Origin of the sequence: Photobacterium ganghwense (assembly GCF_003025595.1) — a bacterium.
GTDB classification, from domain to species: domain Bacteria; phylum Pseudomonadota; class Gammaproteobacteria; order Enterobacterales; family Vibrionaceae; genus Photobacterium; species Photobacterium ganghwense.
Genome location: NZ_PYMI01000004.1, coordinates 571,216 through 594,600, shown reverse-complemented (window position 1 = coordinate 594,600; position 23,385 = coordinate 571,216). Strand labels below are relative to the sequence as shown.

The 23,385-nt window shown below is 47.8% G+C and carries 19 protein-coding genes; 9 read left to right on the top strand and 10 right to left on the bottom strand.

All coding sequences use genetic code 11. The annotated features are described in order from the left end of the window. Positions 1 to 145 precede the first annotated feature (145 nt). Positions 146 to 2,713, bottom strand: a complete 2,568-nt coding sequence (gene ppsA, locus C9I92_RS17010) for a phosphoenolpyruvate synthase (RefSeq protein WP_084712627.1) — start codon at positions 2,711 to 2,713, stop codon at positions 146 to 148. Positions 2,714 to 2,911: 198 nt separating this feature from the next. Continuing rightward, positions 2,912 to 4,438: a YfcC family protein gene (locus C9I92_RS17005; protein ID WP_047886164.1), complete on the bottom strand. Its 1,527-nt coding sequence runs from the start codon at positions 4,436 to 4,438 to the stop codon at positions 2,912 to 2,914. 469 nt (positions 4,439 to 4,907) lie between these two features. Here C9I92_RS17005 and C9I92_RS17000 point away from each other — a divergent pair, with 469 nt between their 5' ends. The 6 genes from C9I92_RS17000 (at position 4,908) to C9I92_RS16975 (ending at position 10,135) form a co-directional block, all read left to right on the top strand. Next, positions 4,908 to 5,732 carry a substrate-binding periplasmic protein gene (locus tag C9I92_RS17000; protein WP_084712626.1) on the top strand — a complete coding sequence of 275 codons (825 nt, stop codon included), beginning with the start codon at positions 4,908 to 4,910 and terminating at the stop codon, positions 5,730 to 5,732. Positions 5,733 to 6,110: 378 nt separating this feature from the next. Beyond that, positions 6,111 to 7,160 carry an NAD-dependent epimerase/dehydratase family protein gene (locus C9I92_RS16995; protein ID WP_053061891.1) on the top strand — a complete coding sequence of 350 codons (1,050 nt, stop codon included), beginning with the start codon at positions 6,111 to 6,113 and terminating at the stop codon, positions 7,158 to 7,160. A 165-nt stretch (positions 7,161 to 7,325) separates the two neighbouring features. Next, complete coding sequence (locus C9I92_RS16990; protein WP_047886163.1) at positions 7,326 to 7,955, top strand: LysE family translocator; 630 nt, start codon at positions 7,326 to 7,328, stop codon at positions 7,953 to 7,955. Positions 7,956 to 7,973: 18 nt separating this feature from the next. Then, positions 7,974 to 8,423 (top strand): GNAT family N-acetyltransferase, encoded by a 450-nt coding sequence (locus C9I92_RS16985; RefSeq protein WP_053061890.1) that lies wholly within the window; start codon positions 7,974 to 7,976, stop codon positions 8,421 to 8,423. A gap of 105 nt (positions 8,424 to 8,528) precedes the next feature. Continuing rightward, positions 8,529 to 9,287: a carbon-nitrogen hydrolase family protein gene (locus tag C9I92_RS16980; RefSeq protein ID WP_053061899.1), complete on the top strand. Its 759-nt coding sequence runs from the start codon at positions 8,529 to 8,531 to the stop codon at positions 9,285 to 9,287. 248 nt (positions 9,288 to 9,535) lie between these two features. Then, on the top strand, positions 9,536 to 10,135 hold the full coding sequence (locus tag C9I92_RS16975) for a hypothetical protein (protein ID WP_169776048.1): 600 nt from the start codon (positions 9,536 to 9,538) through the stop codon (positions 10,133 to 10,135). Between the two features lie 171 nt (positions 10,136 to 10,306). Here C9I92_RS16975 and C9I92_RS16970 read toward each other — a convergent pair whose 3' ends face one another. The 4 genes from C9I92_RS16970 to C9I92_RS16955 form a co-directional block, all read right to left on the bottom strand. Beyond that, positions 10,307 to 10,684, bottom strand: coding sequence for a PEGA domain-containing protein (locus C9I92_RS16970; RefSeq protein ID WP_047886391.1), 378 nt, complete (start codon positions 10,682 to 10,684; stop codon positions 10,307 to 10,309). 231 nt (positions 10,685 to 10,915) lie between these two features. Further along, a complete protein-coding gene (locus C9I92_RS16965; protein ID WP_047886159.1) occupies positions 10,916 to 11,761 on the bottom strand; it encodes a DmsC/YnfH family molybdoenzyme membrane anchor subunit in 846 nt (281 codons plus the stop codon). 1 nt (position 11,762) lies between these two features. Continuing rightward, a complete protein-coding gene (locus C9I92_RS16960) occupies positions 11,763 to 12,377 on the bottom strand; it encodes a DMSO/selenate family reductase complex B subunit (protein WP_047886158.1) in 615 nt (204 codons plus the stop codon). A 10-nt stretch (positions 12,378 to 12,387) separates the two neighbouring features. Beyond that, on the bottom strand, positions 12,388 to 14,841 hold the full coding sequence (locus tag C9I92_RS16955) for a DmsA/YnfE/YnfF family dimethyl sulfoxide reductase (RefSeq protein WP_047886157.1): 2,454 nt from the start codon (positions 14,839 to 14,841) through the stop codon (positions 12,388 to 12,390). A 408-nt stretch (positions 14,842 to 15,249) separates the two neighbouring features. Between C9I92_RS16955 and dmsD the strand changes: the two genes are divergently transcribed. Both dmsD and C9I92_RS16945 read left to right on the top strand, forming a co-directional pair. Then, positions 15,250 to 15,831, top strand: a complete 582-nt coding sequence (gene dmsD / locus C9I92_RS16950) for a Tat proofreading chaperone DmsD (protein ID WP_047886156.1) — start codon at positions 15,250 to 15,252, stop codon at positions 15,829 to 15,831. Further along, on the top strand, positions 15,831 to 16,397 hold the full coding sequence (locus tag C9I92_RS16945; RefSeq protein WP_047886155.1) for a 4Fe-4S binding protein: 567 nt from the start codon (positions 15,831 to 15,833) through the stop codon (positions 16,395 to 16,397). The genes dmsD and C9I92_RS16945 overlap by 1 nt, the downstream gene beginning before the upstream one ends. Before the next feature lie 263 nt (positions 16,398 to 16,660). Here C9I92_RS16945 and C9I92_RS16940 read toward each other — a convergent pair whose 3' ends face one another. Beyond that, positions 16,661 to 17,941, bottom strand: coding sequence for a mechanosensitive ion channel family protein (locus C9I92_RS16940; protein WP_047886154.1), 1,281 nt, complete (start codon positions 17,939 to 17,941; stop codon positions 16,661 to 16,663). Between the two features lie 525 nt (positions 17,942 to 18,466). Between C9I92_RS16940 and C9I92_RS16935 the strand changes: the two genes are divergently transcribed. After that, the gene (locus C9I92_RS16935) at positions 18,467 to 19,345 is read left to right on the top strand and encodes a mechanosensitive ion channel domain-containing protein (RefSeq protein ID WP_047886153.1); all 879 of its coding nucleotides are present in this window, start codon (positions 18,467 to 18,469) and stop codon (positions 19,343 to 19,345) included. Between the two features lie 249 nt (positions 19,346 to 19,594). On the opposite strand, the gene fdhD is transcribed toward C9I92_RS16935, so the two are convergent. The 3 genes from fdhD to C9I92_RS16920 form a co-directional block, all read right to left on the bottom strand. Beyond that, entirely contained in the window at positions 19,595 to 20,458 is an 864-nt protein-coding gene (fdhD, locus tag C9I92_RS16930; protein WP_047886152.1) for a formate dehydrogenase accessory sulfurtransferase FdhD, read from the bottom strand. A 47-nt stretch (positions 20,459 to 20,505) separates the two neighbouring features. Then, positions 20,506 to 21,402, bottom strand: coding sequence for a LysR family transcriptional regulator (locus tag C9I92_RS16925; RefSeq protein WP_047886151.1), 897 nt, complete (start codon positions 21,400 to 21,402; stop codon positions 20,506 to 20,508). A gap of 167 nt (positions 21,403 to 21,569) precedes the next feature. Next, a complete protein-coding gene (locus C9I92_RS16920) occupies positions 21,570 to 22,469 on the bottom strand; it encodes a bestrophin family protein (RefSeq protein ID WP_047886150.1) in 900 nt (299 codons plus the stop codon). Between the last annotated feature and the right edge of the window lie 916 nt (positions 22,470 to 23,385).

Genomic DNA, 23,385 nt, shown 5'->3' with positions numbered 1-23,385 from the left:
TGATAGCGGTTTTATCACGAAGTGACCCGATGTGTATAACCGCTATCATGTTGTGACTCAGCTTTTTGTTTATTGTGTTGTCTATTGTCCTGTCTATTGTCCTGTCTATTGTCTTGTTTATTGCCGTGATTATGTTTGTGGTGGCTTAATTTTCTGGTGGTTTGACGTTTTGGCGTTTGCTTTCCGCCAAGGCGATTTGTTGGCAGCCTCTGGCGACGGAATCGGGATTCAGGGAAATCGAATCAATGCCGCAGTTTACCAAAAACTCCGCAAATTCATGATGATCCGACGGTGCCTGCCCACAGATGCCCACTTTGCAGCCATACTGGTGCGCGACGGTGATGACCTGAGCAATCATGTCTTTGACCGCATCGTCTCTGGCATCAAACAGAGGTTTCAGCTCAGCGGAATCCCGGTCAATGCCCAGGACCAATTGAGTGAGGTCGTTACTGCCGATGGAAAACCCGTCGAAACGCTGGGCGAAACGGTCAGCCAGAATGACGTTCGAAGGGATTTCGCACATTACATACACCTGCAGGCCATTTTTTCCGCGTTTCAGCCCCGCTTCCGCCATGACTTCCAGCACTTTGTCGGCTTCACCTGTGGTTCGGCAAAACGGAATCATCACAATGATATTGTCAAAGCCCATCACTTCGCGGGCCTCGACAATGGCCTGGCATTCGAGCTTGAACGCTTCACGGTAAAGCGGATGGTAATAGCGAGAGGCACCGCGCAGGCCGAGCATCGGGTTTTCTTCGTTCAGTTCGAAAAACTCTCCCCCCAGCAGGCCTCGGTATTCATTGGATTTAAAATCAGACATTCTGACAATGACCGGGCGCGGGTATTGTGAGGCCGCGATTTTTCCGACTCCCATGGCAAGATTATGGATAAAGTAATCCGGCTGATGGGGGTAACCATGGGTGAGCTGGGCAATTGTCTGGCTGATGGTTGGGTCTGTGACTTTTTCAGGATGGATCAAGGCCATGGGGTGAACACGGATCTGGCTTGAAATGATGAACTCGATACGGGTCAGGCCGATGCCGGCAACCGGTAACTGCCACCAGCGAAACACGCCATCCGGCATTGCCGCGTTAATCATGACGGCGGTGTTGGTACGGGGGATGTCATCCAGATTGACCTGTTGGGTGTCATAACGCAGGATGCCGTTATACACTTTTCCGACGGCACCACCGGCACAGCTCAGTGTGACGGGTTGACCGGTTTTCAGCGTTTGGGTCGCGCATCCCGTTCCCACAATTGCAGGTACTTTGAGCTCGCGGCTGACAATGGCGGCATGACTGGTGGGGCCGCCGGTATCGGTAATAATCCCTGCGGCTTTTCGCATTAAGGGCACCCAGTCCGGATCGGTGCGTTCGGTGACAAGAATGGCTCCGTCCGGAAACTGGTCGACATCACGCGGATCTGTGATAAGAAATGCGTTCCCGGTGGCGATTGCACTACCCACACTGGCCCCTTCCAGCAACAGGGTCGATGTTTCTTTCAGGCTGTAGTTCACCAGCACGGCCTGGCGTTTTTGTGACTCCACTGTTTCGGGGCGGGCCTGAACCAGATACAGTCCGTGGTTGCCTTTTGCCCATTCCATATCCATCGGACAACCGTAATGGCGTTCAATGATTACCGCCCAGCGAGCCAACTGCAGTACGTCATCATCGGTGAGCACGAGCGTGTTTTGCTCTTGTTCTGTCGTGGCTAGTGTTTGGGTTGCACCCGTGATGTTGCTGAAGGTTTCAGTAGTCACTTTACTGATTGCTTGGTTGTTATCTTGGCTTTCAGTGTGGCGTTCCGCATGGCTTTCAGGGGCATACACCATTTTCTGCAGCTTATCCCCCAGCTGTTTTTCAATAATGGGGCGTTTTCCTGCCACCTCAAGCAGCGGTTTGTACACCATGAACCGATCCGGTGTGACGCTCCCCTGTACAATGGTTTCGCCCAGTCCCCATGCGCCGTTAATCATCACAACGTCAGGAAAACCATTTTCGGTATCTAAACTGAACATCACCCCGGCAGCTTTGGATTCGACCATTTGCTGCACCCCGACGGAGAGTGCCACTTGCTGGTGTGCAAACCCTTTTTCCTGACGATAGACAATGGCTCTGTCAGTATAGAGCGAGGCAAAACAGTGTTTACAGGCCAACAGAACGTCCGCCTGACCGCGAATATTGAGATAGCTTTCCTGTTGCCCGGCAAAGCTGGCGTCAGGCAGATCTTCCGCGGTAGCTGAGCTTCGGACGGCAACACTGACATCGGGTATCTCCAATTGCTCGCACAACTGCTGATAGGCTTCAGTAATGGCATGTTGTTGCTCGTCGCTGAATGTGCCCTCGGCGATCAGCATCCTGATTTTAGCCCCTGTCTCTGCCAGCGTTGCATTCCCCGTATCCATATCAGCCAGAAGCCGTGAGATGGGCTCATCGAGGCCATTTTGTGCCAGGAAATCGCGATACAGCTGGGCGCTGGTGGCAAAGCCAATGGGAACCCTGATACCGGCGTCTTTTAATTGACTGATCATTTCGCCCAAGCTGGCATTTTTACCGCCGACATAAGGAATGTCGGTGGTACGCAACTGGTGATACCAATAAATGGCTGATTGGGCGGTACTTTGAATGGCGGAAGCGTGAGACTCCGGATTTTGTTGCTCTGGAGATTGTTGTTCTGGGGATTGATGTTCAGAAGCTTGATGATCAGATGCCATGCTGCTCTCCTTCAGGTCGCTCTGGCGCTCATACATAACCCGGGGCGTGGACTCGTCGACAGGGACTCATTTATTTTAGGTGCAATTTTTTTGAATCGTGCAAAAAGCCCACATTAAACGTGGGCTTTTTTAGTGCTTTTGATGGGCTGCCTGCGGCTTGCTATTTCTAAGCATCTGGCAGCTAAGTCGCAGTCTGCTTTACAGCATCATTACCTGAGCGATAAGCAGCAATGAACCAAAGCCAAGCAGGAAGATCACGATAGGCAATACGAACTTCACCCACTTGTTAAAGGGAATATCGAGCATTTGCAGGGTCACCAGTACCAACCCGGTTGGCGCCAGGAACAACATGGCATATTGCCCCCAGTTATAAGCAGAGACAACGATGTCACGCGGAATCATCACGGTATCGGCTAACGGTGCCATGATCGGCATCGACAGTACCGCCAGCCCGGATGATGACGGAACCACCAGACCCAGCAGGAAGAAAATAAACATCTGAGACACGGCAAACACGCTGCCATGCATACCCGCAACCAGCTCAGATGCCCAGGCGAGGATGGTATCGGACACCATGCCTTGCTCAAGAATGATGTTAACGCCGCGGGCCATCCCGATAATCAGGGAGACTGCAACCAGTTCTGAAGCGCCCTGGGTAAAGGCTTCAACGGCTTCTTTCTCTCTCAAACCGGAAATGAAGATGATCACAATGGCAATCGCCAGGAAAGAAGCCGCCATTTGGCCAAACCACCAACCCTGTGTTGACACGCCCCAAATCATCATCGGGAAGGCGATGGCGAAAAGGGTTAAAATAATTTTGCGGCGCAGGGTAAAAGGGACTTTCTCGTTGAGATCTTTGCCTTTGAGGAAACGCTCTCTGAAAGCGTCACGGTCTTCATAGGTATAAGAAAATGACGGATCCGCTTTGATTTTCTTGCAATACCAGTACAAGTAGCCAATGACAACGGTCATACCCACGGCTAAGCCGAACGTCCGTACGCCAATCCCTTCGGTGAAAGAAATCCCCGCGGCGTTGGATGCGATAACAACGCTGAATGGGTTGATGGTTGAAAATGCCGTACCGATAGAGGCAGCCAGAAAAATGGCGCCGACACACACGATCGAATCAAACCCTAAGGTCAGGAAAATCGGAACCAGAATGGGGTAGAAAGCCACGGCTTCTTCTTCCAGGCCACAGGACGTGCCCCCGAGCGCCATGACGATGCAAACCAATGCGACAAACAGGAACTCTCTGCCTTTGGTTTTCTCTGACAGGGTGACCAGTCCGGCATTAAATGCCCCGGTTCTGTTGATGACGCCTATCATGCCCCCGAGAATCAAAATAAACACAATAATATCGGCACCTTCCACCGTCCCTTCCACCATGGAGATAGCGATGTCACTGAGGCCTTTGGGGGATTGCTCCAGCTTTTCGTAAGTGTCGGGAATAGCGATAGGCTTGCGTATTGTTCCGTTAATGAATTGATCGATACCGATATTGATTTGTCGTTTTTTTAGTTCCTCCTGATTGGCCGGTACGATAGTGACGTCGCCCTGAGGGTTCTCTACCAGCAAAGTATTTTGTGAAGCATCGTAAGACAGTTTGGAATAGGATCCTGCCGGGACAATCCAGGTAAGACCGATAGCAAAAAGCGTGATCGCAAATAAAATGGTGAATGCAGTAGGGAATTGAAATGTTCTGGTTCTTTCTTTTGTTAGCAGCATAAGAATTTCCTCTAAGCCGAATAGCTAGATAAAAAATCATTCAACCTATTCACTTAAAGTATTATGTTGCAAATTGTAATAACACAGCGGTGATCACAAATTAAACAAGATGAAAATAGGAATAACTTAGCCAATTATTCCGATTAAATATCCATGGATTGAATAAAGCATGATAACTATATTCTCGTTTACAGTTTTTTATTGTGGTGTGAATATATATAAACAGAAAAAATTGTAATGTGAAATTAAAATAATGATTCTTATTGATACGTATATTTAAAAATATACGTATCGGATATCAATACTGTTTTCATGTAATAAAAAATAAATAAAAGTACAAAAGAAAATCAAGATAGACGTATAATCAATGACCTGCCGGCATATCGCTGGCAGGGTGCCTCAAAATCCAGCAGGCTGACTGCTAACTGTTACACTTGAAAGTACCTTTTAGGTTTTGAGGTTATTCACAATGAAAACTCGAACAGCAAAACCAGCCGGACGGGTACATGCTAATCAACCACTTCTGCTCTGTTCACTGACGGCTCTCGCCATGCTTTCTGCCTCCTATGCTTATGCTGATCACCACAAGCTGACGGTGGCTATCGCAACGGATATGCCACCTTATGTCTCAGACAGTGCAAAGACTGGGCTGGAAGTTGATATCGTCAAAAAAGCCCTTGATGGGTATGTCGTTGAGTTTGTGCAGATGCCGTACAGTCAACTGCAAGACGCGGTGCAAAAGCAAAAGGCGGATGTATCTATTGGCGTGGTTGCGGATAACACGGATAACACGGATAACAGTGATGTGTTTTATTCCGACCCGCTCATCTCGTTTGCAAACTTTGCCATCAGTAAAAAATCTGACAACCTTGATATAAACAACATGGACGATCTAAAAAAATATCAGGTGTTGACCTGGCAAAACGCCTATCTTGAATTGGGTGATGAATTTAAAAAGCTGTTTTCACCAGAGTCTGAATACCGGAAAAATTACCATGAATTCTCCGATCAGGCGGAGCAGGTGGCACATTTTTGGAAAGAGAGCCAACAGGTAGCGATTATCGATCGAAATATCTTTGCTTATTTCACTAAAGCCCTTAAACCGTCTGACGGTGAGGTTGTCCACCACAGTTTGTTTCCCGCTGTAACTAATTTCTCCGCCAGTTTTAAAGACGAATCTGCGATGAAATCTTTCAACAGTAAACTCAAAGCGATGTGCCAAAGCGGAGAGTACGGTAAACTGCTGGAAGAGTATGAGGTTCAATTAGAAACGACGGTCTGCGGCGATAAGTGATTTTTAAAGCGTAAGCACACACTGTAGGTTATGCAGTGTGTGCAAAATGGCTTTTAATTATGACATGCCTTTCATTGGTGATATGGCTTTCATTGGTGACATGGTATTTATCGATGGCACAGCTTTTTATTGAGGACACAGCTTTTATCGATGCAAAATCCTCCTCAGAAAACAGCCTATTTTTCGGTGAAATTCCTGAGTTATCAGAAAATAAATGGGATCAGTGAGCGGCGCTTAAATCTTAGCTATGTTTGTGGCCTGCTTTGGTTCATGGAAAAACCGAATATCGAGTCAGATATTTGAGCCACTCATTCAAGTTATTTACGTGCGATGCATAAGCGGCTCAGGTATGAGACGTCAGCAAGACAAGGAGGTCAATTGAACATTTTGGTGTTAGGCGGCACCGGTTTTTTAGGTGCGCAAGTCGCTCAGCAGTGCCTTGTTCGGGGCCATAATGTGAGCGTTTTTAGCCGCGGGTTATTCGTCGAATCACCAGGCTATCGCCTTGCTGGCATGGCTACCCTGAAGCATGTGCAGCATTTTTATGGCGATCGGAATAAGGGCATTGACGCTCTAAAGGTGTTAGACGACTGCTGGGATGTCTGTATTGATCTGTGCGGCTACACCGCACCACAGGTACGGGAAAGCACTACTTGGTTGCGTGACAGAGTCCGGCATTACATTTATATCAGTGCCGTTCGTGCATTTTTGCCATCCCCTGAGCGCATGATTAATGAAAGCAGTGAAAGATATTCACCGATCGATGAAAATATCACATGTGTCGACAATGAAACGTATGGCCCGTTGAAAGCGGCTTGCGAGTCTATTGTGAATGAAATATTTGAGGGTCGAAATACCATACTTCGTCCTCAGGTGATGGTTGGTCCTAACGATCTATCCGGAAGAATGACCTACTGGTTGTTACGTGCCAAGAATCAACCAGTGATGTTGCCCGGTGATGGCAATGATTTTCTTCAGGTGGTTGATGTTACCGATGTCGCCAGCTTTATTGTACGAGTCAGTGAAAACAGGTATCTCGGTGAATTTAATCTGGCGGGACATAAAATAAGCTGGCGAGCGTTTTCGCAGTTGCTGGGTATTCAACACGGTGTGTGGGTAAACAATCAAATAATCAAGAACGCAGGCTTAACGTTCAGGGAGCTGCCACTGTTTCGGCCCAGAGGTAATAATGAAGCGTCTTACATGAATATCTCTCACGACAAGGCCGTGTCATGTGGTTTCAGGATCAGTGAAATGAGTGACACAATATCAAGAATAATGGAATGGATAGGTCACACTGATATTACGAAGATGATTCCCGATGATATTCAACATGAGCAATTAAGCCCGGAAGCGGAAGCACAGCTCATCAGAGAGCAGTTGTTCTTTCGGGCAATTCAGGGATGGCCATTCACAAAAAGCTATTGAATAAGAGCGAATAAGAGGACTTATTCAAAAGACATTTTTAAGAGAACAATTAACAAATGAAAAAAGTCAGTGCTAAAGGCTGTAAACAGAGGTTCATTGGCTTTAGTATCACGTTATTGAATATCTCACAGGTTAGTGGGTTATCTATGGAAAAGGAGTTTCCAGATGACACTTGAAATATGGATGGTTTATGCATTAGCCGTGTTGGTTTTAACGGCTTCACCCGGCCCCAGTTCTCTTTTATGCATGACCAAAGGCGTGACCTCGGGCTGGAAAGCGGGGGCATATACCGCTTTGGGCAGCTTAACTGCTATCACAGCCATAATGACTTTGTCTTTTACCGGGCTGGGGATGGTGATTGCTTCATCTGAACTGGTGTTCAATATCGTGAAATGGACTGGGGCGGCTTACCTCGTTTATCTGGGAGTGAAAGCACTGACATCATCCCAGGACAGTTATGAGCCGGTCAAGATGTGCGGTGACAGCCAAACTCGATTTACGCAGCACTACGTCAGTGGCTTTATTGTCGGTGCCAGTAATCCCAAAGCTATCCTGTTTTTTACGGCATTGTTTCCACAATTTATTAATCCTTCTGCGGGGATGCTGACTCAGTATCTGGTCTTTGCGGCGACCTTCGTGACGTTAGAACTTTCTTGGTTACTGACGTATGCCTATCTGGGATCAAAGTCATCGTCCTGGGTATTCGGTTCAGGTAAGGCGAGGTTGTTTAACCGTATTACGGGAGGTGGGTTTATCGGGGCGGGTGCTTTACTGGCGTCGGTGAATCGTGGTTAACAGAGTATGAGGCAATGTGTGACATTTATTGATCTGTGTGATGTTCCACCAAAAGAACTTGTCGCCATGCTGAATGAGTGTGAGGTCAGGGCGCATTTAATCAAACATGAGTTGTTTACGGTTCAGACGGCTTACGAGTGGGTAAGCCGTAAAGCTGAAATGAATGCCATCAAAGGCTGTTATATCCGCGCCATTGACGTTGACGGTCAGTTAGCCGGATGGTGTGGAATCCAGCCAGACGGTGATGACTACGAAGTCGCCATTGTATTGCGGCAGCGTTATTGGGGGGCCGGTATTTCGGTTTTCAGGGTGTTGCTCGACAAGGCGAAAAGTATGGGACACAAAGAAGTGGTGTTGAACCTGCTAAGTACGCGTCCAAAGTATGACAGTCTGGTACGTCGGGCGAGTAAAGTGGAAATCAGGCAAATACACGGAGGTTGTTTTACCTCGTATTTCATTCCGCTGTAATGTGGCGGCTTTTATGTTGTTTTACTCTTTAACAGACTTGAACCCGTGGACGGGGGAATGCACTGTTTTCATTGAATGGTCACGGCAACAAAGTAAGGATAAATGTTGAAAACTGGCATCAGGATAAGTTTGGCTCAGATTCCGGTCGTAAAAGGAAATGTGGTTGAAAATCTTTCCAACCATCTAACTATGATTGCGCAGTCTTCATTGTACGGCGCGAATGTCGTCGTATTTCCAGAATTATCATTAACTGGATATGAACTGGAGTTGGCTCAAGAACTGGCTTTTAGCCCGCAATCACCGCATTTTTCTGCGTTATCCCGAGCTTCAATTGAAAATGATATCGTAGTGATTGCTGGTTGTCCTCTTAACATAAAAAGCTCAGCCAAACCGACAATTGGCGCGGTTATTTGCTTTCCCGACGGAACCATTGAGTTTTATTCAAAGCAATATTTGCATGAAGGGGAAGGGACGTTTTGTGCGTCAGGTTCCGAGGACTATGTCTTCAATGTCGAAGGTCATCGAATTGGGCTTGCCATATGTGCCGATTTCTCATCAACAGCGCATTCACTAAACGCTCGAATGTTGGGTGCCGACATTTACATCGCCAGTGCGTTAATTTCGGACTCGGGCTTTGAGGCTGATGCCAAAATATTGTCCCACATTGCATCAAAACACCGTTTTCCGGTGCTGTTAAGCAATCATATATCTTCGACAGGCGGTTGGTCTGCATGTGGGAACAACACCATTTGGAATGCTAGCGGTGACGTTGTGCTGAGTTCTGCATCAAAAGAGCACTGTTTGGTCATGTGTTCAATAAACGGACATGAGGTTTACGCCGCTCAAGTTCAGCAAATTACCTAAAAGGGTTGGTACGTGTAACCGGTTTTGCTTGTGTTTTCTTTGTCATTCGGTTGCTTCGGCATTCTGTTGCTGAAACATTGTGCATTGTGCATTGTGCATTGTGCATTGTGCATTGTGCGTGGTTTGATTGTTTCGCTCTTAACTCTAAAAAGTCGTTTTTGAAAGGAAAAATAAAAGTGGGATTGTTTCGTAAAGTAATGGTATGCGTTTTCATATTTCTTATAGCGGGTTGTTCCCACAGGGAATTTTTGGAATCTAAGTCGCTTACGGAATCTGTATGGGAACAGTCATCCTATCAGGAGAAGATAAAGGGATTCTATGTCGATGAGAAAGCGTCAATGTTGCTCATTCTGGGAGAACAGTTTAGCTATGTGATTAATTGTGATGACTTGCTGTGTGACTATGCGAAAGCAAGCAGAGAGATTGATATTAATCTTGAAATTTTTGACTTAAAGCTGGTCGAAGGCGGTCTGGTTAAAGGCAAGCTTTTAATTAAACCGTATTCTACTTACCCAACGCCACATTATTCAGATTTTTATGATAAAGAACTTATCAATAGATATATAGATTTAAATGTACTGGAAACCAACGATAAAGGCGAAATAAAGTATCAGTCAAAAGGCTTCAACTTTGAAGCTAAGCGATATGAGATTGAAGGCGATTTCCCCTTTGACGTGTTGGAAAAACCCATTGTCGTTAATATAAAGAACGTAGTTCCAGATTCAGCAATAGTGAAAGCAGGAAAAATATCAATCACTCCGGTGACTGTGATCATTGATGGGGTGATATTCCCAATAAAACTTCTGTCATTTGCGCCTTATCTTCTGTTTTATAAGCATTCAATTTAAAGGATGCATGTTGCAACGGATATCAATTAAAGAAGTGATGTATGAAGCATTAGGAATGAAGAGTTAGGAAGAAGCATTAGAGATGAAGGCAAAGTCTGGAAGGATAAATACGTAAATACCCGCACATATTTATTCTAAAAACAGGCCCTATTTATAAGGGCCTGTCATCAATCACTTCTTACACTGAGCGTTAACAATGTAACTTGTCTGATCAAACTGTGTCCAAGCCCCGGTTCCAATACCATCAACAACCAAGATTGAAACGACACCAAAATCAATAAATACCCCTAATAGGGTGGTAGCATCGAATGACTTAGAGACGGGAATGGTCACAGAGGTGCAGTTGTCTTCTTCGACACGGATCGTGTAATCGTATTTCTTCTTAAAAGAAGTGATGACGTTTCCATCACCCAAATAGGCCTCATTAACATAAATGCGGGCATCAGGATTTTTACTGCGAATTGAAACTTGCTGGCTTGTGCCATTAAACATTGCTGCGCAACCACTTAGCGTGAATAAAGTGATAAAAGCAATTAGTAATTTTTTCATAGAGTTGTGATTCATAAAGCGTGCAAAGGGCGGCATTATAGAGATGGCCTGCACATATGTCTATTTCCTGAGTTATCTATCATCAAGAGAAGTGACTCTGTTTTTATACCTAAAACGAAAAAAAAAGCGGGATGACGTTTAATGCAATGTCATCCCGCTTTTAACATTTGGTTTTATTGTCAGCTTATAAATCGTTTTTCTGGAAAATTTACTCCTCTCAGACGACTTATCTTACACGCCAACCGTCATATGCAGACCATAAAAGACCCCGCGGCCAATCAGTTCTGAACACAGCACCAAGATAAAGCTGAGCGCGATGATCGCAACTCCCGGACGGCTATTCATCAGGCGGGGAATAAACCACACTGCGAGGGCTCCAATCAGTAAGCCGACCCGCAGGATCTGTAACTGAGCCAGATTCGGGATCAGCTCGGAAGCGCTGACGACGGCACTGTGAATTTCACCCAGACTCAGCATCTGACTGATTATTGCCACCAGACTGACTGCCACGGCAATTGCCCCAAACAGCGGAAGCGCGTTATCCAGCCTTGCTAATTTGTGCTGCGCGCCTGCCAGAATCAGGTGACCAAAAATCAGCCCCGAGATGATGGTGGTCAGCACAAAAGCCAGTGGGGTGTACACTGTGTTCCAGGTAGGCACGGTATCAATCAGGTACACCTTAATCATGGAATACATGAAGGCGATACCAACGGTCATTGCTGCGAGAAGCAGAACTTTACGCAGGCTTTGTGCCCCCTTATCGAGGATTTCCAACAGCCAGTAGCCACCCCCCAGGGCAAAGAACAGGCTGCCGGTGAAAATCTCATTCGACAACCAGGAACTGCCGACCTGATTCAGGGCATTAAAAGCACGCAATGGACTGCCAAGGTGCATGGTGGAGGCCATAAATCCCAGCCCCATTAATACCCAAATAAAGAACATGCCTTTGTGCAGGCGGTCAGTAACCCCGACGCAGAGCTTGTTGCCCAGAATCACCGCCCCCAGCAGCAAAAATGCGCCAACAGCGGTTTGTGCCAGTACCGTGAACAGAATCAACGGCCATTCATGCCAAGCCATGTTATACCTCCTTCGGATTGACCAGGAAGCCGCTTTGATCGCCGGTCGGGCGCGCATGGCGGTTCGGTTTGATGACAATATTCGGTTTGGTTTTCAGTGACGACGGCAATGGTGCCACGTCAGCATTGGAACCATATTTGGCTCGCAGTTCGGCGATAGGGCCAAACTCCAGGGCTCGCAGTGGGCATGAACCGACACAAATCGGCTCCAACCCTTCAGCCACGCGTTCGTAGCAGCCGTCACACTTGGTCATGTGGCCTTTTTCTTCGTTATACTGTGGCGCACCATAAGGGCAGGCCATTGAACAGTATTTACAGCCGATGCAGACATCTTCATCGACGATCACGAAGCCGTCTTCCCGCTTGTGCATGGCACCGGACGGACACACCTTGGTGCAGGCTGGCTCATCACAGTGGTTACAGGCAATTGATAAATAGTACGAGAACACATCCTGGCGGAAAGTGTCTCCCTCTTTGACCCAGTTGCCGCCGTTGTATTCATAAACACGGCGGTAGTTAACGCCGACATTGAGATCTTTGTTGTCTTTGCACGACAGCTGACAGGTTTTGCAGCCGGTACATTTACTTGAATCAATATAAAAACCGTATTGTTTCATGGCTTAAACCTTATGCTTTCTGCACCAGTTGCACTTCCACCAGGTTGGTGTGCTGTGGATTGCCTTTTGCCAGCGGGCTAGGACGCTGAGTTGTCAGAACGTTGATGCAACCACCGTGATCCACTTTCTTACCATCCGGCGCATACCATGCCCCTTCACCCAGGGCGACAACGCCAGGCATCATCCGAGGGGTAACTTTGGCATTGATATGCACTTCGCCGCGATCGTTAAAAATACGGATCAGATCGCCGTTTTTGATCCCGCGGGAGTCGGCATCCATCGGGTTAATCCACATCTCTTGCCGGGCGGCTTCTTTCAGGATGTCGACGTTACCGTAGGTTGAGTGACAGCGTGATTTGTAGTGGAAACCGGTCAGCTGCAGCGGGAATTGGCTGCGCGCTGGATCATCCCAGCCTTCAGCGGTTGACGCATAAATCGGCAACGGGTGAATTACATCACCTTCCGGTAACTCCCACTCTTTGGCAATTTCAGCCAGCCGCTCAGAATAGATTTCGATTTTCCCGGACGGTGTGCTCAGTGGGTTATTCAGCGGGTCTTCACGGAACGCTTTATACGCGACGTAATGGCCGTTCGGATCGCGACGTTTGACGATGCCCTGTTTACGGACAGTCTCAAAGTCAGGTAGCGACGGATCTTTTTCGCGTGTCAACTGGTACAGATGACGTAGCCAACCTTCCTGATCACGCCCTTCAGTAAAGGCCTGCTCTACGCCAAGCCGCTTGGCCAGCTCGGTACAAATCTCGTAAATTCCTTTGGATTCAAATTGCGGCTCAATGGCTTTATCGGCATAAATGAAGTAAGGCATATTGGCGGCTTTTCCATCCATACAGAAGTCCGCCTGCTCGGAGGTGGTTAAATCCGGCAGCACAATGTCGGCGTACTTAGCGGACGACGTCATGTGGTTATCGATCACAACAATCATTTCACAGGCTTTGTCGTCCTGAAGGATTTCGTGAGTGCGGTTGATGTCTGAATGCTGGTTAACGAGGCAGTTCCCGGCGTAGTTCCAGATAAACTTGATTGGCACATCGAGTTTGTCTTTACCACGAACCCCATCTCGGGTGGCCGTCATTTCCGGGCCACGAATGATGGCGTCAGTCCACAGGAACATAGAAATGGCCGTTTTGACCGGATTTTCCGGGATCGGGAAGCGGACAAACGGGATGTTGTAGTCCGATTCTCGGGCACCGGTGCCGCCACCATTGATGCCTACGTTACCAGTCAGCAGTGCCAGCATGGCAATCGCGCGGGATGCCAGCTCGCCATTGGCGGTACGCTGCAGTCCCCAGCCCTGGAAAATGGCACATGGCTTAGCCTGACCGATTTCGCGGGCCAGTTTGACAATGATGTCGACCGGAATACCGGTAATCGGCGAGGCCCATTGCGGCGTTTTCTCAATGCCGTCTTCACCTTGACCCAGAATGTACGATTTATAGTCTGAATTGGCAGGGGCGGAAGCTGGCAGGGTTTTCGCATCGTAGCCGACACAGTATGTGTCCAGAAACGGCTGATCGACCATATTTTCGGTGATCAGCACGTGTGCGATGGCTGCAACCAGCGCGGCATCGGTACCGGGACGAATTGGGATCCATTGATCTTCCCGGCCACCAGCCGTGTCGGTGTAACGCGGATCGATCATGATCATTCTGGCGTTGGATCGCGCTTTGCTTTCCATCAGGTGGTGGATAAGCCCGCCACCTGACATGCGGGTTTCAGCCGGATTGTTACCAAACTGCACAATCAGTTTGGTGTTTTCTAAATCAGAAAAACTGTTGTTGTTTGCCCAACCACCGTAGGTGTAGTTCAGACCAGCCGCAATTTGCGCCGTGGAATAATCGCCATAGTGGTTAAGGTACCCACCGGTCAGGTTCATTAGCCGGGCAATCAGGGTGCCGCCCGGCGGCCAGGATTTGGTCACAGTCCCGCCCAGCGTGCCGGTGCCGTAGTTCAGGTAGATGGCTTCGCTGCCGTATTCTTTGCGGATTCGGTTCAGACTGTTCGCGATGTCGTCGTACGCTTCTTCCCAAGTGATCCGCTTGAATTTTCCTTCTCCGCGTTTGCCAACCCGTTTCATCGGGTATTTAAGGCGGTCAGGATTATAGACACGGCGGCGCATTGACCGGCCTCGCAAGCAGGCCCGAATCTGGTGGCTACCGTAGGTATCATCCCCGGTATTGTCGGTTTCGACCCATTTGATTTCGCCGTCCGCAACATGCATACGTAGCGGGCAACGGCTGCCACAGTTAACCGTACAGGCACTCCAAACGACTTTTTCTTCAGATTGAGGAGAGGCAGGCTCAGATGCGGCCAGGGCAGGGTTGGACTTGAATGGCAGGCTCATACTGCCGGCTACGGCGGCCAGGCTCCCCAGCGCTGAACTTGATTTGACGAAGTCCCGCCGGGTGAACTTAGGTGCCAATAGCTGTTTTAGTTTTGATTTCATGACACGACACTCTTTGCAACGCACACACACCACTTTGGTGGTAGTTCCTGTTATCGATTGTCGTTAAGGGAAAACGTTTAACCTTGTTGTTTGTCAATAAACCATACAGAAAGTACGTATACCGGGCAGGTATCAATAAGTAATGTGAAACCGATCACTGATAGAAGAAAAATAGTGCCTCTACATCAATGTGTTATAAGTGATAACCGTTCGTGTTTGCTTCCTTGTTTAAGAAGGTTATCGGGAAAAGGAAAGTCGTCGCGTGAAAAGGCTAACTTTGTTCTAAAACAAGTTACTGTCGGGTCTCTTAGGCTAAGTTATTAGCTGATAACTTGCTTGATTACACTGCCTGATAAGGCCGGGTGACAATCACAGCGACACAAACCTGGGGATGGAGAGCCTGTATTTATGGAGCATATTGCCACCATTGCAAAACTGCTTGGCAGCCTGTTTTATTATCCGGTTACACACAAAAATAATCAGTTGATGTGCCATACGTTACGGCAGAGTGAAGGATGGCAGGAGAGTCCTTTTGCCCCCGTCTTGGTGGCTATTGAACAGGAATCGGCAGCGCAACTGGCCGACGATTTTCAGCAGCTGTTTGAAGGCTGTGACGTGATGCCAGCACCGCCATGGGGCTCTGTGTATCTGGACCGAGAGCAGGTAATTTTCGGGGAATCGACCATCCGATTCCGCCACTTTTTAAAAGATAACCAACTGGCGTTGGATACGGGTATGCGAGAGCCGGAAGACCAGTTCGGACTCATGCTGATGGCACTGGCAAAGCTGGCTGATGAGCAGGATGGCCTGTCGGTGGATAGGTTGCTGCAAACCCACCTGTTACCTTGGGCTTACCGGTATCTGACGCTGGTGCAGGAACATGCCCGGACTCAGACTTATTGCTTGTTAGCGGATATTGCCCGGCAGTGGTTACAGCTGGTTCAGGAAGAACGGGGTATTACTGCGGAGAACCTGAAGGTGTATTTCTGATGAGCAATCATCCTGATCCCGGCAGGGACGAGCGGTATTACAAGGCGTGTCTTGAGCATTACACCGTCAGCCGGCGTGGTTTGTTTCGGGGGCTGATCGCCGGTGCGCGCAAAGCATCAAAGCATATTGAGGTGCCGCTGGTGATCAGGACGGTACCTCGCCCTCCCGGGGCGGTCGATGAAGTGTTGTTCCTTGAGTTTTGTGAGTCTTGTGACCTGTGCAAACAAGCGTGCCCTAATGGCGTGATTGAGAAGGAGAAGGAATTTCCTCAGCTTAACCTGGAATATAATGACTGTAGTCAGTGTGGTGCCTGCCAACGAGTGTGTCCGACCCCCGCGTTATCTTCTGCCTGTCGGGATATCGGAGTAAGACCGTACTTTTCTGATGGGTGCGCAAATCGCATGTCTGGTGCATGCCATGCCTGTGCTGAGCAGTGTCCGCAGCAGGCGATTAGCATATCTTATGGCCAGATCCCTCGGGTTGATGACTCGCTTTGTGATGGTTGCGGGCAATGCCGTACTGCGTGTTATCAGGGGGCTATTCAGTTGCGTTTCAAAGCGTACTAAATTTAAAGCGTAATAAATTTAATGATTAAAAAGAGAGTATTTTAAACGCCAATGCTTTACTCACTTAACTAAATGCTCTCTGTTATAACTCTGCGATATCTTTGCTTTATGGTTCTATTGGGATAATCCATTGGATTTAATTTTTCTCTGTTATTCAAACATTGAGTGCTTAAAAAAACATCCCTCTGTTCGGGGTGAGCAGAGGGATGTGTGAGCCGCTTAGATATTAATCTTTGAGTCGGTAGATGACCGTGATGAAATTTTTAGCCATTACTGACTTTGGCCAGTGTGCTGGTCTGGGCTTTCTCCTGGTGCCAGTGGCGGAAATCGCTGCCGGTAGGGGCTTGCGCCACACGTAAATCAAACTCCGACATAACCGCATATAAATGGTCAAAAATATCGGCCTGAATGCGTTCGTATTCTACCCAGGCCGTAGTGTTAGTGAAGCAGTAAATCTCCATGGAGATACCGTCATGGCTAGGAGCAAGCTGGCGAACCATTAACGTCATGTCTTTGCGAATTTCAGGGTGAGCGCGCAGGTAACGTTCCAGATAAGCTCGGAAACTGCCGAGGTTCGTCAGACGGCGGCCATTGATACAACAGCTCTCGTCCACATGGTGTTGAGCATTGTAGTCAGTGATCTCTTTCACCTTGTGTTTGATATAAGGTTCCAGTAACTGTGCCCGGTTTAAATGGTTTATTTCCTCTTTGCTCAGGAAATGCACGCTGGTGGCATCAATCAGTACATGGCGTTTAATGCGTCGTCCGCCGGACTCGGTCATGCCCTTCCAGTTTTTGAAGGAATCTGAAATCAGCGCATAAGAAGGGATGGTGGTGATGGTTTTATCCCAGTTCTGGACTTTCACTGTCGTCAGGCTGATATCAATCACGTCACCGTCAGCACCGTATTTCGGCATTTCCAGCCAGTCCCCAACACTCAGCATTTTATTGGCTGATAGCTGAATACCGGCAACCAGCCCCAGAATAGGATCTTTGAACACCAGCATGATGACAGCGGTCATTGCACCTAAACCACTGAGCAGAATCACCGGTGATTTCCCGATTAAAATCGAGGTGAACATTAGGGCCGCAATAACGAATAGGACAATCTTGATGCTCTGAATAATGCCTCGCAACGGCAGATTGCGGCCTACCTGAGTACGCCCAAGCAGGGTTTCCAGCACACTGAGCAAAGAATACAACGTCAGCAAGGTGTACATGACCACCCAGAGGTTAACTAACGTCAGGAGAACTTCCCGTACGGCGCTGTCTTGGGACAACCACAGGTTGGCCTGAATCCCAATCACGATCCCCTGAATCAGCAAAGCAATACGACTGAACAGGTTGCCGCTAAATAACGCGTGGTGCCAGATGGCCTGTGATTTGTCAGCGCGTCGCTTAAGCCATGACACTACACCACGGTGCAGAACAAGGTGAATGATCACCGCGATAAGTACAATCAACCCCAACGCTTCGGCAAGTTGGGTAAGCTGCGACATTTGAATATTATATTGACTGAACCAGTCTTCGATTGACTGCAACATAATTGTCTCCAGATTATAAGAGTAATCGTTTAGGTTTGATTTTATGTTAGGGAAAAGACTACTACGCGTATATATCAGACACAACCCCTGACATTATTTATAGAGAGCATGGAATGTAATAAGTGAAATTAAATAATGTTCAAAGTTGAGATATTTACCCAATAAATCATATAGCAATGTTTATATATGAATTGAGGCGGTTCTTGCTTGTTTTTAACAATCTTGAAATACTCCGTGTCACCCCAGTGATTTGTCAGTAGACACGTTAAAAATCCGGGTATATGCCAGCGGAAAAATGCAAGCTGATAGACTGCGGGAACAGGGGACGCCGGCCTGTATCCATCCGGATGGCTCTTCTGTCAGGTGAGTGTCAATTTTTCATCGCAAGTTACATTTAACCTCTTTGACATTAATCAAAACTACTATATCGTGCGAAAAATCTGACACATGTATTTGTAATGTAATTACCGCAGTGAAAGATAAACATAATATTAACAACTATCCGGTTTATTCGGGAGAGATAGGATGACTGTCGAGTCAAAAAATATTCCGCTTGCTGACAATATTAATCAGGTTAATGACTGGTTGATTGGGCATTCTGGTTTTTTTATTCAATATGGTGTGAATATTGTTTCTGCCATCATCATTTTGTTTTTGGGCAACATGGTAACGAAAGTAATTTCGAATAACGTTGCTAAAATTTTGCAAAAAAACAAAATTGATGATGCCGTCAGCGCCTTTATTTGCAGCATTATTCGTTACGCTTTGTTTAGCATGGTGCTGGTCGCGGTACTAAGCCGAGTCGGTATTCAGACTGCCTCCATTATTGCTGTTATTTCGGCCGCAGGCCTGGCGGTTGGTCTGGCACTGAAAGGATCGCTGTCTAATTTTGCTTCCGGTGTACTTATTGTTGTTTTCCGTCCTTTTAAATCCGGAGATTTCATTGAAGCGGGTGGTGTTGCTGGCTCGGTTCAATCGATTCAGCTGTTTCAGACAGTACTGAAAACATCGGACAACAAAATGGTAGTGGTGCCAAACACTTCTATCATGCGCGGGCCGATTACCAATGTGTCTAAATACGACACCCGCCGCATCAACTTCGTGTTCCGTGTATCGTACAAAGCGGATCTGCAGAAGGTGAAACAGATTCTGAAAGAAACAGTGGAAAGCGATCCTCGTGTTTTGAAAGATCCTGAGGTGGTGATCGGGGTAACAGAGTTGGCAAATTCGTCAGTGAACCTGGTGGTACGTCCTTGGGTACAGCGCTCTGATTATTGGCCGGTTACCTGGGATTTGAATATGGCGGTTAAGGAAGCACTGGAAGCGAACGGTATCGAGATTCCATATCCACAAATGGATGTTCACTTAAACACTGAGCCTCAACCCCTGACTAAAAACGCCTAATACTGACGTCAGGCTTTAAAAGTTTAAGGTTTACGATCATCGGGCGGCAACGGCAGTTGTCGCCTTTTTTATATCTGCCTTTTTTCAAAATATTAAAAAGCCAGTGTTTTATTTAATCTTTGTTTTATGTCACCGTTGGCACTTTCAAAAGAAACATTCATGTGCGTACCTGAGAGAGAATCACGGCATTAAACGCATAACTCTGGCCGCAGTATTGGCTGAGTCATCTACCCTGAATAACCCTCTCGCTTACCTGAATGACACCACATTTCGATTGAGCATTTCGGGCGCCGGACTGTAGAGCCGGGGCGCAGTATGTTGCGGCAGGTGGATCAGGTTCAGGTGGTTCCTGCGTGCCCATTGTACGGTCAGCGCCGTAGGGGCTGAGAGGGTGACCAGCGTCCCGATACGGGCGCGAACGGCCTTGTGGATCAGCTCCAGGCTGCACCGGCTGGTCATCACAGCAAACCCTTCACGGGGATTAATCCGCTCCGTTGCCATGGCGCCAATGAGTTTATCCAGTGCATTGTGACGGCCGATATCTTCCCGGCACAGCACAATATCACCGCTCCGATCGGCATACAGGGCCGCATGCAAAGCGCCACTTTTACGCGCAACAATTTGGGCTTCGCTGATACGATCCCGCAAACCGGCAAACAACGTTGCATCCGGCGGAGTGACCGGCTGCAAGGGTTCAAGATCCGGCAGGGCTTGCTCCAACGCTTCTACGCCGCAAATACCACACCCGCTGGTACCGGCTAACTGACGACGGTGGCTCTTAAGTGCCCAGAAGGCTCGATTGGAAATCTCAACGGCGGCGTGGTGTGACTCGCAGGCGGCCGATAACTGAATATCGTAAATCTCACTGAAAGAATTAACGATACCGGTGCTTAAACTGAAGCCTTTGACAAAATCTTCGATATTTCCCGGCGTCACCATCATGACGGCCTGATTGATACCGTTGTAGCTGATAGACAGTGCTGATTCACTCGCCAGCGCAAAATGGCCAACGCTGCTTTCATCCCCCAGCGTTTGATAGCTGAACGTATCTGGCGAGGGCGGGGCAGAATTGACGTCCGGAATATCGATGAGGTTTATCGCAGAATCAGTCATGATGATGTTTTCCTTAAGTCCTGGTCGTAACGGGAAACGCCTGAGTGTTACAGCGTGCTGTCAGCGGCAAAAATGGCCTGTGCTTCTGCAAAGCATTTTTCGGCCAACGCTGAGCGAGGCTCAGAACGCCGCATCAGCAAGCCGATGGGCGATTGCACAATGGCACCGTCAATGGGCACGATTCGCAGGTAATCATTCAGATCCTCCAGCCCGCTGTTCAGCGGCATAATGGCGCAGCACATACCCGCGCTAACGGCTTGAATAAGCTGGAATGTAGAATCACCCTCGACAACGATATTGGGGGTTAGCCCTTTACTGCTGAACCGGATATCAATGGAATGGCGGTAATGCATCCCTTTGGTCAGCAAGCCGAGAGGGATTTGGTCAAGACCGTCCCAGGTGAGCTCGGACTCAGGAAACGCAAAATGTCGGACGTCATGCAGCAACCCCATGCTGGTGGCTGAGAGTTTGATGACGTCAAAGTGCGTGGTATCGACCTGATCCAGATAGCAAAGCCCTAAGTCCAGCTGGTTGCGATTCAGTCCATCTATCACTTGTTCTGAAGTCATCGATAACAGTTGAAAACGCAACTCGGGATAGCGTTGGGACAGCGGTTTCAGGAGTTGCATCGGATTCTGGCTTGCCAGCGGAACCATACCCAGGCGAAGGCTACCGACCAACTGACCGCGGCAGTTAGCCGCTTCTGCCTGAAGGCCGTCATGTGCTGTCAGTACGGTACGAGCCCAGGCCAGGATTCTTTCACCGGCCTCGGTAAAACCTTCAAAACGCTGACCGCGTTCGACCAGAACCAGGTTGAGCTCATCTTCCAGATTTCTGATGCGCATCGACAGGGTCGGCTGCGTAATATGGCACAATGCGGCGGCTTGCCCGAAGTGTCGGGTCTTATCGAGCGCGATGAGATACTTAAGCTGTTTAATATCCATGAAACTTCCTATTTTCAGCGTCTTGTTGTGCTTAGGCTCAGGCGCTTTATTTCTTCAATCTTGTGAGAGCTGACTTAAATCACTTCGGATCTTTATTCGTTTTATTATTTCTGTACATGTACATATGACACCTGTGTTCAGGTTCAGGTTCAGGTTCAGGTTCAGGTTCAGCTGAGTACATAGTCCACCGGTTGAAGCGAAGGTGGCAGCTCTGTGGCACCCAGGGCATCAAGAATATCGCGTTCTATCGTGCGCACCATGGCATCCAGCGGCAGATCGTTTTCTTCACGGCCGAACGGATCTTCAAGCTCATCCCCGATAGCGTCCAGACCAAAAAAGGTATAGCTGACGATGGTGGTAAAAATCGGGGCTATCCAGCCAAGTGGCTCTGCCATGGCAAACGGCAGCAAGATACAAAAGATATAGTTGGTGCGATGAAACAACAGCGTATACGGAAACGGCAACGGGGTTGTTTTGATTCGTTCACAGCTTGCCTGGGCTTCCGATAACTTCTGCAGTCGCTCTTCAAGCGTGACATAGCGCCAGTCACTGATAATCTGATCCGTGGCCAGTTTTGAACAGCGCTCGCTGATCACCCGTAAAATGCCGTCACACAGGTTGTGGCCGTATCGTTGCCGGGGTTGCGACAGCCAGTTTCGTGCTGCTTCAAATTCATCATCCCCGCGAAGCTTGGCGCTGAGTGCATGGGTGTAGCCGCACAGCTCTTTGAGTAATGTTTCACGTAATGCCTTGTCTGGAATCACGGCGCTGGCCCGCGAAAAGGAGCGAACTTCGGTGATCACATGACCCCACGCCTGACGTCCTTCCCACCAGCGCCCGTAACAGGCATTGTTGCGAAAACTCATAAAAATAGAGAGTGAGATACCCAATAAGGTGAACGGTGTTGCGTTCACATGGGTAAAAAATGCCGGTAGCAAGCCTTCAACCAGCACAATCAATGCGGCTAATACCGTCACCATAAAACTGCGCAGGGCAATACGTTTCGCAATCGAGCCTTTCAGAGAGAACAGGATATTGAATAAGTTGGGTTTGGAATGAACAATCATATCTGTTTCGTTCTCGGCTGTACTCTTGCTTCAGGCAGTTATTTATTCTTTTAGGTCGTGTCTAAATAATCTAAATAAAAAGTGTTCTGGATAAATTCTGTTTATCACTGTGCACACAGAAAGAAAGTACCAAGTAGGATTATCGAGTATGCTTTTTTGCAGTTTTGCAGTTTTGCAGTTTTGCAGTTTTGCAGTTTTGCAGTTTTGCAGTTTTGCAGCTGGTCGATGTTTTCTTGACCGCGCTGAAATACTTTCTTACACGTCGTTTGTAGAGTCGGTGAAAAACTCGTTGTGTTTTTGATCTAAATCAAGAATAGGGATGGCTATACCCTCGGTCAAATCAGTTGTTTTTATGGTGTGATAGATATCATCTATTAATGTTTAAGTCCGTTGATTTACAGGTCTGACAGGCTGTTTTGCGGGATTTCTCCGCGGCCATCAGTCGCTTGTTCTAGTAAGGCATCAATAATTTTAGATAAGTGATAAGTTATATCGATGATGAAAAGGGGAAACGCGCCTGACGCCATTTTGAGACCTGTTCAAAGCGGGAGCGAAGATGGGGTAAGTCGTTAGCCCGCCCAAGGGGCTGTCTTAGATATATGATTGAAAATAATAAGGTTATTAATCGGTGTGGGTATGGATTTTAAAGGGACTAAAACGCCGTGATAGATGATATCTATGATGGGGTAAATGTTTTCAATTGGACGGTTATTCACAAACTCAATAATCTTTGATGCAGATCAATGTAATTGCATGTCTGCATTTTTGTCGCAATTGCTTGTACCGAACTATCAATGAGCGATTCACAGCTCGTTTGAGAAAAACCCGTTTTCTGATAACCCGTTTTTATTCAAACGCCCGGTGTCTGTACCAGGTTCAGAATACTTGCTGTCTCGTTCATTGTTCTTCCCCACTG